At 71.0% G+C, this 11,802-nt stretch carries 10 protein-coding genes and 2 pseudogenes; 9 read left to right on the top strand and 3 right to left on the bottom strand.

Annotated features, from left to right (window positions below; all coding sequences use genetic code 11):
- Positions 1-52: 52 nt before the first annotated feature.
- The gene (gene mltG / locus MTBUT4_RS12390; protein WP_173980001.1) at positions 53-1,027 is read left to right on the top strand and encodes an endolytic transglycosylase MltG; all 975 of its coding nucleotides are present in this window, start codon (positions 53-55) and stop codon (positions 1,025-1,027) included.
- 40 nt (positions 1,028-1,067) lie between these two features.
- Here mltG and MTBUT4_RS12385 read toward each other — a convergent pair whose 3' ends face one another.
- Entirely contained in the window at positions 1,068-1,229 is a 162-nt protein-coding gene (locus MTBUT4_RS12385; protein WP_371737868.1) for a hypothetical protein, read from the bottom strand.
- 80 nt (positions 1,230-1,309) lie between these two features.
- On the opposite strand from MTBUT4_RS12385, the pseudogene MTBUT4_RS19525 reads away from it, so the two are divergent.
- A pseudogene (locus MTBUT4_RS19525) lies at positions 1,310-1,483 on the top strand (IS481 family transposase); the annotation flags it as partial.
- Between the two features lie 121 nt (positions 1,484-1,604).
- Here MTBUT4_RS19525 and MTBUT4_RS19710 read toward each other — a convergent pair.
- Positions 1,605-1,814: pseudogene (locus MTBUT4_RS19710) on the bottom strand (nucleotidyltransferase domain-containing protein); the annotation flags it as partial.
- A gap of 100 nt (positions 1,815-1,914) precedes the next feature.
- On the opposite strand from MTBUT4_RS19710, the gene ileS reads away from it, so the two are divergent.
- Positions 1,915-5,064 carry an isoleucine--tRNA ligase gene (gene ileS, locus MTBUT4_RS12370; RefSeq protein WP_173980000.1) on the top strand — a complete coding sequence of 1,050 codons (3,150 nt, stop codon included), beginning with the start codon at positions 1,915-1,917 and terminating at the stop codon, positions 5,062-5,064.
- 82 nt (positions 5,065-5,146) lie between these two features.
- On the top strand, positions 5,147-5,848 hold the full coding sequence (locus MTBUT4_RS12365) for a thioredoxin family protein (RefSeq protein WP_173979999.1): 702 nt from the start codon (positions 5,147-5,149) through the stop codon (positions 5,846-5,848).
- Positions 5,849-6,021: 173 nt separating this feature from the next.
- On the opposite strand, the gene MTBUT4_RS19300 is transcribed toward MTBUT4_RS12365, so the two are convergent.
- On the bottom strand, positions 6,022-6,594 hold the full coding sequence (locus MTBUT4_RS19300) for a hypothetical protein (protein WP_217424163.1): 573 nt from the start codon (positions 6,592-6,594) through the stop codon (positions 6,022-6,024).
- A 165-nt stretch (positions 6,595-6,759) separates the two neighbouring features.
- On the opposite strand from MTBUT4_RS19300, the gene MTBUT4_RS12355 reads away from it, so the two are divergent.
- From MTBUT4_RS12355 to MTBUT4_RS12335, 5 genes are all read left to right on the top strand, one after another.
- The gene (locus tag MTBUT4_RS12355) at positions 6,760-7,479 is read left to right on the top strand and encodes a response regulator (RefSeq protein ID WP_173980002.1); all 720 of its coding nucleotides are present in this window, start codon (positions 6,760-6,762) and stop codon (positions 7,477-7,479) included.
- Positions 7,476-8,816, top strand: coding sequence for an ATP-binding protein (locus MTBUT4_RS12350; RefSeq protein ID WP_173979998.1), 1,341 nt, complete (start codon positions 7,476-7,478; stop codon positions 8,814-8,816). The genes MTBUT4_RS12355 and MTBUT4_RS12350 overlap by 4 nt, the downstream gene beginning before the upstream one ends.
- Positions 8,817-8,993: 177 nt before the next feature.
- Positions 8,994-10,667, top strand: coding sequence for an FAD-dependent oxidoreductase (locus MTBUT4_RS12345; RefSeq protein WP_173979997.1), 1,674 nt, complete (start codon positions 8,994-8,996; stop codon positions 10,665-10,667).
- A gap of 31 nt (positions 10,668-10,698) precedes the next feature.
- Positions 10,699-11,256, top strand: a complete 558-nt coding sequence (locus tag MTBUT4_RS12340; RefSeq protein WP_173979996.1) for a hypothetical protein — start codon at positions 10,699-10,701, stop codon at positions 11,254-11,256.
- A 97-nt stretch (positions 11,257-11,353) separates the two neighbouring features.
- Positions 11,354-11,758 (top strand): four-helix bundle copper-binding protein, encoded by a 405-nt coding sequence (locus MTBUT4_RS12335; RefSeq protein ID WP_173979995.1) that lies wholly within the window; start codon positions 11,354-11,356, stop codon positions 11,756-11,758.
- The last annotated feature ends 44 nt before the right edge of the window (positions 11,759-11,802 follow it).

Genomic DNA, 11,802 nt, shown 5'->3' with positions numbered 1-11,802 from the left:
GACGCGTCCCTGAAGGGCCGCTCCTCAGGATGAGGCTACGGAAAGGGTTTCCATGCGCCTGCTGCTCAAGGCTTCCGTCGTGCTGGCCGTGCTGCTGGTGGCCGCGATCACCTTCGCGGCGCTGGAGGGCCACCGCCGCTTCACCGGTTCCGGTCCGCTGGCCGAGCCGGTCACGGTGGTGATCGCCAAGGGCTCGGGCCTGCAGGCGGTGGCGCGCCGGCTGGCGGCCGAGCGGGTGGTTCCCGATCCCTGGACCTTCCTGATCGGGGTCAAGCTCCGGGGTGCCGCGCTGAAGGCCGGCGAATACGCCTTTCCCGCCGCCATCAGCCCGGAACAGGCCATGCGGATGATGGCCGAAGGCCGCACCGTGATCCACAAGCTGACCATCGCCGAAGGGCTGACCGTGCGCCAGGTGACGGCACTGGTCGAGGGCGCCGGTTTCCTGGCCGGCGAGGTCGGGCGCAAGCCGGCCGAGGGCTCGCTGCTGCCGGAGACCTGGCACCTGTCGCGCGGCGACGAGCGGGCCGAGGTGGTGACGCGCATGGAAAAGGCCATGCGCCAGACGCTGGAGCAGGCCTGGGCCGGCCGCGCCGCGAACCTGCCGCTGAAATCGCCCGAGGAGGCGCTGGTGCTGGCCTCGGTGGTCGAGCGAGAGACCGGCATCAAGGCCGAGCGGCCGATGGTGGCGGCGGTGTTCCTCAACCGCCTCAGGGACGGCATGCGGCTGCAATCGGACCCGACGGTGATCTACGGCCTGTCGGACGGGCTGGGGGTGCTGGACCGCCCGCTCACCCGCGCCGACCTCGAGGCCAGGCATCCCTGGAACACCTACGCCAATGACGGGCTGCCGCCGACGCCCATCGCCAATCCCGGCCGCGCCAGCATCGAGGCGGTGCTGCACCCGGCCGCCACCGACGCCCTCTATTTCGTCGCCGACGGCACCGGCGGCCACGCCTTCGCCCGCTCGCTGGACGAGCACAACCGCAACGTCGCCGCCTGGCGCAAGATCGAACGGGCGCGGCGCTGAGAGCTATCTTCTCTGCCTGCGGCAGGGGGAGGGGGCTGACTCACCCCGGCCACAGCCACGCCGCGCCGCGTACGCCCGACGAATCGCCGTGGACCGGCGGTGCCAGGCGGGTGGCGACGGTGTCCGAGAAGACATGGACGCCCCACAGGCGCGGCACGTTCGCATACAAGCGGGCGATGTTGCCGAGCCCGCCGCCCAGCACCGCCTCGGCGTGGTCGTCGCCGGCCTCGGACAGGGCGAAGCAGTCGGCGTCGTTGCAGCCGCACCGGCCGGGCCAGCGCCTCGGTGGCCGATCTGGCGACCGGGCCGAAGGAGCCGAAATCGACGATCCTGTCCGTCGAGGAAGAGGCCATCATCGTCGCCTTCCGCAAGCATACGCTACTGGCCCTCGACGACTGCCTTCATGCCTTGCAGGCCACGACCCCGCGCTTGCCACCATCCCGGTCGCGGCGCTGCTGGTCGGCCCGTACCTGAACTCCTGGCCCGCATCCAGGAATATGGAACGGTTCGGGCGGCGGTAGGTGCGGCGCGATTCGTATCCCGCCGTCAGGGGCGCCTTCTCCGGCGGCGTGTCGTCATCGACAATGACCAGCAGGTCGAAATCACTGTCGGCTTCCGCCTCGCCGCGCGCCCGCGAACCGAACAGGATCATCCGGCGCGGCCTGAAGAAGCTCACCACCGGGTCCAGCAATTCGGACGGTACGATGTCGGTGGCGGTCAATTCTCGCCCCTCACGATATCTTCCCCCTTTCGCCGCAGGGAACACGGCCCGCGGTACGCGATCCATCGCAGAATGCAAATGTGGCGTTCGCTTGATTCCCCGCGGCCTTCGGGTGATAACTCGGGTCCTTCGGACACCCCACCTTCCTTCGCGCAGGCATCCCGCAATGACCGACAAGCCGACGACCTATCCCCAGGCGGAGCCCAATCCCGATTTCGGCGCCATCGAGCGGGCGGTGATCGGGCGCTGGCAGCGCGAAGGCCTGTTCGAGCGCTCGGTGGCGCGCAATCCGCGCCGCAAGGATGGCGTGTCCAACGAGTTCGTGTTCTACGACGGCCCGCCCTTCGCCAACGGCCTGCCCCATTACGGCCACCTGGCCACCGGCTTCGTGAAGGATCTGATCCCGCGCTACCAGACCATGCGCGGCCGCCACGTCGACCGCCGCTTCGGCTGGGACTGCCACGGCCTGCCGGCCGAGCTGGAGGCCGAGCGCGAGCTGGGCATCTCGGGCCGCAACGACGTGCTGGCCATGGGCATCGACAAGTTCAACGACGCCTGCCGCACCTCGGTGCTGCGCTTCACCGACGAGTGGCAGGACTACGTCACCCGCCAGGCCCGCTGGGTGTCGTTCCAGGACCAGTACAAGACCATGGACCTGACGTTCATGGAAAGCGTGCTGTGGGCGTTCAAGTCGCTGTGGGACAAGGGCCTGGTCTACGAGGGCTACCGCATCGTCCCCTATTCCTGGGCGGTGCAGACGCCGCTGTCCAATTTCGAGACCCGGCTGGACAATTCCTACCGCGAACGCGACGACCCGGCGCTGACCGTGGCTTTCACCCTGATTGGCGAGGACACGCCGACCCGCATCCTGGCCTGGACCACCACGCCGTGGACGCTGCCGTCCAACCTGGCCCTGTGCGTGTCGCCCGACCTCGACTACGCGGTGATGGAGAAGGACGGCGCCCGGCTGATCCTGGCGGCCACCGCCGTGGCCCGCTACGCCCGCGAGCTCGAGGGCTACGAGCCGGTCGCCACGGTGAAGGGCGCCGCGCTGGAGGGCCGCGCCTACCAGCCGCTGTTCCCCTATTTCGCCGACACGCCCAACGCCTTCAAGGTGATCACCGGCGACTTCGTCGGCGCCGATGACGGTACCGGCGTGGTCCACATCGCGCCGGGCTTCGGCGAGGACGATTTGGAGGTGGCGCGGCGCTACGACATCGCGCCCGTGGTGCCGCTGGACGCCGCCGGCCGCTTCACCGAGCAGGTGCCCGATTACGCCGGAATGAACGTCATCCACGAGGCCAATCCGCGCGTCATCAAGGACCTGAAGGCCAAGGGCGCGGTGCTGCGGCACGAGCAGATCCGCCATAACTATCCCCATTGCTGGCGCACCGACGAGCCGCTGATCTACATGGCGGTGAATTCCTGGTACGTGGCGGTGTCCAGGTTCCGCGACCGCATGGTCGAGCTGAACCAGGGCATCAGCTGGACGCCCGAGCACGTGCGCGACGGCATCTTCGGCAACTGGCTGGCCAATGCCCGCGACTGGAACATCTCGCGCAACCGCTTCTGGGGCACCCCCATCCCGGTGTGGCGCAGCGACGACCCCGCATTCCCTCGCATCGACGTCTACGGCTCGCTGGACGAGATCGCCCGCGATTTCGGCGTCCGCCCGGCCGATCTGCACCGGCCGCTGATCGACGAGCTGGTCCGCCCCAATCCCGACGATCCCACCGGCAAGTCCATGATGCGCCGGGTGCCCGACGTGCTGGATTGCTGGTTCGAATCGGGCTCCATGCCCTTCGCCCAGTTCCACTATCCGTTCGAGAACAAGGACCGCTTCGAGGAGAACTTCCCCGGCGACTTCATCGTCGAATACGTGGCCCAGACCCGCGGCTGGTTCTACACCCTGATGGTGCTGTCCACCGCGCTGTTCGACCGCGCCCCGTTCAAGACCTGCGTCTGCCACGGCGTGGTGCTGGACGAGAACCACCAGAAGCTGTCCAAGCGCCTGCGCAACTATCCCGACCCCAAGGAGATCTTCGAGACCTACGGCGCCGACGCGCTGCGCTGGTACATGCTGTCCTCGCCGCTGATGACCGGCGGCGACCTCGCCCTGGCCAAGGACGGCCGCGACGTCGCCAAGGCCATGCGCCAGGTCATCATCCGCTTCTGGAACGCCTACAGCTTCTTCACCCTGTACGCCAACGTCGACGGGGTGCGGGCCAGGCTGCGCTTCGACCAGACCGAGGTGTTGGACCGCTACATCCTGTCCAAGACCCGCGACCTGGTGGAAGCGGTGCAGGCCCGCCTCGACGTCGCCGACATTCCCGGCGCCTACGCCGTGGTGCCGGGCTATGTGGATGCGCTGAACAACTGGTACATCCGCTCGCGCCGGGCCAGCTTCTGGGCCGACGAGGGGACACAGGACAAGCAGGACGCCTACGACACCCTTTATACCTGCCTGACCCTGGCCTGCCGCGCTTTGGCGCCGATGATGCCGCTGATTTCCGAGCGCATCTACACCGCGCTGACCGGTGAGGACTCGGTGCATCTGACCGACTGGCCCGAGGTTGCGGGGCTTCCCCGCGACGTCGCCCTGATGGCCGACATGGACCTGGCCCGCGACGTCTGCTCCAGCGTTCTCACCATCCGCGAGAACAGCCGCCGCCGCACCCGCCTGCCGCTGAAGTCGCTGATCGTCGCCCATCCCTCGGCCGAGGTGCTGCGGCCCTACCTGCCGATCATCGCCGACGAGATCAACATCAAGTCGGTGACCCTGACCGACGACGTGGCGGCCTATGGCACCAAGGAGCTGAAGGTCAATTCCAAGCTGGGGGCGCGTATCGGCGCCAAGATGAAGGAGGTGCTGGCCGCCCAGCGCTCCGGCGACTGGCGCCTGCAGGACGACGGCAATGTGGCCATCGCCGGTCTGGTGCTGGAACCGGCCGACTTCACCCTGCACATCCGCACCGCCGAGGGCCTGGCCGCCGAGCCGTTCGGCGGTTCCACCGGACTGGTGGTGGTGGATACCGCCATCTACCCCGACCTGCAGGCCGAGGGCTGGGCCCGCGACTTCGTCCGCCTGGTGCAGAACGAGCGCAAGAACGCCAACCTGGTGATCACCGACCGCATCGTCATCGAGGTCCAGGTGCCCGAACCGGTGGCCGCCGCCCTGGTCGCCCACCAGGGCTACATCGCGGAGCAGACCCTGGCGGTGGAGCTGCGCCTGAAAGCCCCCGACCTGCCCCACGGCCCGGTCGCCGAGGACATCGACGGCCACCCCATCGTGTTCGGCATCGGGGTGGCGGGGTAGGGCGTAACCTCTGCGGGGGCAGTGACGAACCCTTGGGTCAGGGGCCGGGCTTCACCGGCCGCCCGAACCCGACGAGGCAGCCATGTCCCGATCCGCCGCGACTCTTGCTCTCTTCCTGGCCCTGGCGCTTCCGGCCGAGGCGGCCGAGCGGCCGGCGGTGGTCGAGCTGTTCACCTCGCAGGGCTGCAGCTCGTGCCCGCCGGCCGATGCCCTGCTGGCCGAACTGGCGGCCCGGCCCGGCGTGGTGGCGCTGGCCTGGCACGTGGATTACTGGGACCATATCGGCTGGCGCGACCGCTTCGCCCTGCCCGCCGCCACCGCCCGCCAGCAGGGCTACCGCACCCGGCTGGGGGTGCGCAGCCTCTATACCCCGCAGATGGTCATCGACGGCCGCGCCGATGTGGTCGGCTCGGATCGCGGCCGCGTCGCCGCGCTGCTGGCCCCGGCCCGCGACGGCGTCGCCGTGGCCCTGACCGTGGCGGCGGGCGAGGTGAGGGCGGTGCTGCCCGCCGGTTCGGCGACCGACCTGGAGGTGGTGCTGCTCGCCTATCTCGAGCGTGCCGAGACCGCGGTGGGACGCGGCGAGAATGCCGGGCGCCGCCTGCACGAGGCCAACATCGTCCGCGCATTCATTCCCCTGGGCCGCTGGGACGGCCGGCCGGGACACCTGGCCCTGCCGCTCGCCGCGCTGCCCGCCGATGCCGACGCTGCGGCGGTGCTGCTGCAGGAGCCGGGGCAGGGGGGGATTCAGGGGGCGGCAACGGTGCGGCTGCCGGGGCGGTAGGGGGCAGGGTAATTCGGCGGCGTGTCCCCGGATCGGGAATCCGGCGATCGGTGCCCACACCCACCGTCGGACTCTCACCACGGTTCAATGGGCCGGTTGACCTCCTTGTCCAGCCGCTTGGGAGCCAAGCGGCTGGGGAGGACCACCAGCCTCGTGGGGGGCTGTGGCCTGGTTCAGTTGCCCTTCGACGGGCGGCCGGTCAGGCGGTCGAAGGTCAGGGTGCGCGACACCTTGCCGTCGGGCTGGACCAGCTCGGCGACGATGGTGCGGTCGTCCCGGGCTTCGACCTTGCCCAGGGCCAGGCCATCGCCGCGGCGGACCAGCATGCCCTTGACCATGGTCTCCACATCGGCCACCGACAGAGGCGTGCCGCGCTCGACCTTGAGCGGGCGGCCGCTGGCCTTGTCCAGTTCCATGCGCCGCGCCACCGTGCCGTCGCCGGCCAGCAGCTCGACGCTGATGGACTTCTCGGTCTCGGTGGCCTTGCCGACGGTCAGCGGCTCGCCGCGCATGGCCACCTGGCCGGCGACGATGGCCTTGGCCTGGTCGAGGGTGAGCGGCGTGTCGCGCTGCCAGAAGCCGTGCCCGAAGCCGTGCCCGGAGCCGCCGCAGCCGCCGCCCCCCATGCCGCCGCCCCCCATGCCGCCGCCCCCCATGCCGGGGCCGAACCCATCCGGCCGGGCCAAGGCGGGGCCGGCCAGCAGCAGGCCGATGGTGGCGACGGCAAGGAACCTGGTGATGGTCATGGTGATGTCTCCGTTGGGGAAGGATGATCCGATGGCAGGCATCAGACACCCGAACGGTAACGCCATGATGTCGGCGGCGGCATCATCGGGTAACGGACGGTAACGTTACGAAGCGTTACCAAACTGCCGCCGGACAGGCGGCTGAGCTGCGCTATACTCATGGCCATGGACAATGGTGCCCACATCCTGGTTGTCGATGACGACCGCGAGATTCGCGACCTGCTGGCCCGCTTCCTGGCCCGCCACGGTCTGCGGGTCAGCGTCGCCAAGGACGGCGCCGACATGGAGCGGGCCTTGGGCGAACGGGCCATCGACCTGGTGGTGCTGGACCTGATGATGCCGGGCGAGGACGGCCTGTCGCTGACCCGGCGGCTGCGCGCCAACGGCAACGGGGTGCCCATCGTCATGCTGACCGCCATGGGCGAGGATTCCGACCGCATCGTCGGCCTCGAGATGGGCGCCGACGACTACCTGCCCAAGCCCTTCAACCCGCGCGAGCTGCTGGCCCGCATCAAGGCGGTGCTGCGCCGCGCGCGCGAGCCGGCTCAGCAGGCGCGGGGCGGCGGCGAGGGGTACCGCTTCGCCGGCTGGGCGCTGGACGTCGCCACCCGCGACCTCACCGATCCGGCGGGAGTCCTGGTCGCCCTGTCGGCCGGCGAGTTCGACCTGCTGCTGGCCTTCGTCGAGCATCCCCGCCGGGTGCTGTCGCGCGACCAGCTGCTCGACCTCGCCCGCGGCCGCATGGCGGTGCCGTTCGACCGCTCGGTGGACATCCAGGTCAGCCGGCTGCGGCGCAAGCTGGGCGAAGACCCCAAGGACCCGCAGCTGATCAAGACGGTGCGTGGCGGCGGCTACCTGTTCACCCCCGAGGTCGAGCGGCGATGACCCCCAGGCGCCTGCTCCCCGATTCCGTCCTGGCCCGCACCGCGCTGGTGCTGGTGGCGGCCATGGTGGTGTCGCTGGGGGCGGCGCTGGCCATGTTCGCCTCGACCCGGTCCGAGGCGCTGCAGGCCCTGGGCGGACGCAATGCCGCCGAGCGGGTGGCGGCGCTGGTGCAGCTGGCCGAGCAGACCCCGCCCGATTCCCGCCGTCCCACCCTGCGCAGCATGGACCAGCAGGGCTTCCGCGCCGGCTGGGGCCCCGATCCGGTGGTCGATGCCGACGAAACCGGCCATCCCGCCGCCATGGCCGCCGTGCGCCACCTGCGCTCGGCCCTCGACGGGCGCGAGGTGCTGGCCGGAGTCGGGCGCGGCGGGCCGGGAATGGGTCTGGGCCACGGCCCCGGCCCCGGCCATACCATGGGGCCGTTCCTGAAGGTGTCGGTGCGCCTGGCCGACGGCTCGTGGCTGAACGTGGTGGCGCCGCTGGTGCGGGTCGATTCGCTGTGGCGGGCGCGCTTCGTGGTGCCGCTGCTGGCCGCTTTGGCCGCCGTCACCCTGGCGGCGCTGTGGGCGGTGCGGCGGGCCACCCGGCCCTTCGCCACCTTCGCCGCCGCCGCCGAGCGCCTGGGCGTGGAGATCACCGCGCCGCCGCTGCCGGAATCCGGCCCGCGCGAGGTGCGCCGCGCCGCCCATGCCTTCAACGTCATGCAGGGCCGCATCCGCCGCTTCGTCGATGACCGCACCCAGATGCTGGCGGCCATCAGCCACGATCTGCGCACCCCCATCACCCGCATGCGCCTGCGCGCCGAGTTCGTCGAGGACGAGGGCGAGCGGGCCAAGATGCTGGCCGATCTGGAGGAAATGGAGCGGATGATCGCCGCCACCCTGGCCTTCGCCCGCGACGAGGCCGCCCGCGAGGAGCGCCGGCCGCTCGACCTGGCCGCTTTGGTGCAGGGACTGGCCGACGATCTGGGGGCGGCCTATTCGGGACCCGACAGCCTGGTGGTGGAGGCGCGGCCGCTGGCGCTGAAGCGCGCCATCGCCAACCTGCTGGACAATGCGCGGAAATACGGCGGCACCGCCCGCGTCACCGTCGCCGATGACGGCCGGCACTGGACGGTGACGGTGGAGGATGACGGCCCCGGCATCCCCGAGGCCGAGTTCGAGCGGGTGTTCGCCCCCTTCGTCCGGCTCGAGGCCAGCCGCAACCGCGACACCGGCGGCAGCGGCCTCGGCCTCGCCATCGCCCGCGCCGCCGCCCGCGCCCATGGCGGCGACATCACCCTGGCCAACCGGCCCGAGGGGGGATTGCGGGCCATTCTGGTTCTGCCCCGGGCGTAGATTTCCGTATGCCCTCGCCGGGCGCGGCCTCCGGCCGCTTGGCCCCCGCCTCAATGGCGGGTGGGCATGACGGCTCATGCCCCGCCCCCCTCCCTTTGCCGCCGCCGCCACTCCCCTTGCGCCCGCGCCATGGCGGCCCGGCCGCTCCACACTGGCGGGGTGAGCCGGAGGCCCGCCATGATCGTCGATGCCCGCCGATTGCCCGATGGACTGCGCCTGGATGCCGACGTGGTGATCATCGGCGCCGGCCCGGCCGGCATCACCGTCGCCATGGAGCTGATGGGGGCGGGGCTGACGGTGGTGCTGGCGGAATCGGGCGGGCGGCGGGGCGATGGCGGCGACGGCTTCGGCGGCGAGGCGGTCGATCCCCGCCATCCGCCGCCCGGGCTGTACCGGGCGCGGGCGCTGGGCGGCACCTCGACCCTGTGGGGCGGCCGCTGCCTGCCCCTGGACCCCATCGATTTCGAGGCTCGCCCGTGGGTGCCCCACAGCGGCTGGCCCTTGGGCTGGGACCACATGCTGCCGTGGTACCGGGTGGCCAATTCCTATTGCGAGGCCGGCCGCTTCGCCTACGACGTCGCCGGGTCGCTGGGCGGGAACGCCGCGCCCATGGTGCCCGGCCTCGGCGGGGAGATCGCCCAGGACGGCATCGAGCGCTTCTCGCCGCCCACCGATTTCGGGCGGCGCTACCGCCGTGCCCTGGCCCGCTCGACCGAGGTGGTGGTGCTGCTCTCGGCCACCTGCACCGGCGTCCTGGCCCCTCCGTCGCGGCGGGCGGTGGACGGCTTCGTCTTCCGTACCCGGCCCGGCCACGGCATCCAGGTGCGCGCCCGCCTCGGCGTGCTGGCGGCGGGCGGGCTGGAGACGCCCCGCCTGCTGCTGGCGGCGGGGCTGGGCAACGGTTTGGTCGGGCGCTTCTACATGTGCCACCTGGAGGGCAAGGCGGCCACCGCCACCTTCCCGCCGGCCACCCCGGTGGTGTTCGGCTACGAGCGCGACGGCGAGGGCATCTATCTCCGCCGCTACTTCCGGGCGCCGGCGGAGGTGCAGCGGCGGCTCGGCCTGACCAATTCCATCCTGCGCTTCGAGCCGCCGGTGATCGCCGATCCCGGCCATGGCGATCCGGTGCTGTCCGCCATGTGGCTGTCGCGCACCTTCCTCAAGGCGGAATACGCGCGCAAGATGGCCAGCTTCGGCTATCGCGGCCAGGAAGAGCCGGAGCGGGCGCGCCTGCTGGCCGGGCACCTGGGCAACGTCGCCGCCGGCCTGGTGCCGCTGGGCCGCTTCGGCTTCGACTGGGTGCGGCGCCACGTGCTGGCGGCGCGCAAGCTGCCCTATGTGGCGGTGGCCGGGCGGGGCGGCATCCACACCGTCGATTACAACGCCGAGCAGGCGCCGAACCCCGACAGCCGGGTGAGCCTGGGCGACAGGCTGGATCCCCTCGGCCTGCCCTGCCTCAAGGTGGACTGGCGGGCCGGCGCCCAGGACGTCGAGGGCGCGCTGGCCATCCACCGCCTGCTCGCCGACAGTCTGGCGCAAAGCGGCGCCGGCCGGCTGGAGGTGGACATGGACGCGATCCGCAACGGCTACAACGCCACCGGCGGCCATCACATCGGCACCACCCGCATGGCGGACGGCCCCGAACGCGGCGTGGTCGATGCCGATTGCCGGGTGTTCGGACTGGACAATCTGTACGTGGCCGGCAGCGCCGTGTTCCCCACCTCGGGCCACGCCAACCCGACCTTGACGTTGGTGGCGCTGGCGGCGCGGCTGGCGGCGCATCTGCGCCACCGCGCGCGGCAGGTGCCGGCGGCGGAGTTTTCCTTTGCCGCTCCGCCGCCGGTCCCGTAGCATTTCCCGGTTCAACCGGGGGAGCCTGCCCGTGACCGGACGTCCCGTCGCCTTCGCCGCCGTCCTCGCCTGCCTGGCCATGGCGCCCCACGCCTGGGCCGCCGGCGGCGGCGGCGAGAAGAAGGAGCTGCCCCATCTGGGGCCGACCAAGGCGGTGGTGCTGAAGGCGCTGAAGGGCACCACCGACGCGGTCGGGCTGAAGATCAACGTCACCCAGGTCAATTTCCCCGGCGTGCCGGAACGGGCCGCCTGCCGCATGACGGTACGGGTGAGCAACCCCGGCAGCCGGCCGATGGCCACCCATCTGCTGCTCAAGACCTTCGACACCTACAAGGCGGCCGCCAACACCTGGCTGATCCCCACCGGCGAGGTCGCCCCCGGCGCCACCGTCGAGCGCCTCTATTCGTGCAAGATGGCCCAGTTCCTGGTGTTCGACCAGGACAGCGCCTCGGCCTGGCCCAACCGCTGCACGGTGGAGGGCGAGGAATCCTCGCCCTGCCCCGTGGGCCTGCTGTTCGAGACCAACCTGAACCTGACCGAGGCGGCGGCGATCGATGGCGGCGGCGGCGCCAAGGGCGGCGGGCATTAGACGCAGTTTCCGCCCGAACCTTAACCCCCCGCCGGGTGTTGCCCCGGGGAAGACGCCTGCTTCGGCGTCGCCCCTAAACCCGGTCGGGAGGTTCCCCATGCACGCCCGTGAAATGATCAGCACCCATCCGCACGTCCAAGGCAACACCAACGACGCGCTGATTCACGCCATCGAGGAATGCTACGACTGCGCCCAGACCTGCGTCACCTGCGCCGACGCCTGCCTGGGCGAGGACGAGGTGTCCGAACTGGTCCAGTGTATCCGGCTCAACCTGGACTGCGCCGACGTGTGCGCCGCCACCGGCGCCGTAGCGACCCGGCGCAGCGGCTCCAACGAAACGGTGATCCGGGCCATGCTGCAGGCCTGCGCCGAGGCCTGCCGGCTGTGCGCCGAGGAATGCGACCGCCACGCCTCGAGCCACGACCATTGCCGCATCTGCGCCGAGACCTGCCGCAATTGCCAGGATAACTGCGAGAAGGCGGTGCAGAGCCTGTCGCACTGACGCATTTTTCGTTCAAAGGCGGCCATCTGTTCCTCGTCATGCCC

Source organism: Magnetospirillum sp. UT-4, assembly GCF_902729435.1.
GTDB lineage: Bacteria > Pseudomonadota > Alphaproteobacteria > Rhodospirillales > Magnetospirillaceae > Magnetospirillum.
This window is presented reverse-complemented; position numbering and strand designations above follow the sequence as displayed.

Bases quoted from the DNA above. Each gene is read 5' to 3' on its own strand.
- MTBUT4_RS19300 (WP_217424163.1), bottom strand. From the start codon at position 6,594: ATGACCATCACCAGGTTCCTTGCCGTCGCCACCATCGGCCTGCTGCTG.
- ileS (WP_173980000.1), top strand. From the start codon at position 1,915: ATGACCGACAAGCCGACGACCTATCCCCAGGCGGAGCCCAATCCCGAT.
- MTBUT4_RS12355 (WP_173980002.1), top strand. From the start codon at position 6,760: ATGGACAATGGTGCCCACATCCTGGTTGTCGATGACGACCGCGAGATT.
- MTBUT4_RS12350 (WP_173979998.1), top strand. From the start codon at position 7,476: ATGACCCCCAGGCGCCTGCTCCCCGATTCCGTCCTGGCCCGCACCGCG.
- MTBUT4_RS12365 (WP_173979999.1), top strand. From the start codon at position 5,147: ATGTCCCGATCCGCCGCGACTCTTGCTCTCTTCCTGGCCCTGGCGCTT.
- MTBUT4_RS12335 (WP_173979995.1), top strand. From the start codon at position 11,354: ATGCACGCCCGTGAAATGATCAGCACCCATCCGCACGTCCAAGGCAAC.
- mltG (WP_173980001.1), top strand. From the start codon at position 53: ATGCGCCTGCTGCTCAAGGCTTCCGTCGTGCTGGCCGTGCTGCTGGTG.
- MTBUT4_RS12345 (WP_173979997.1), top strand. From the start codon at position 8,994: ATGATCGTCGATGCCCGCCGATTGCCCGATGGACTGCGCCTGGATGCC.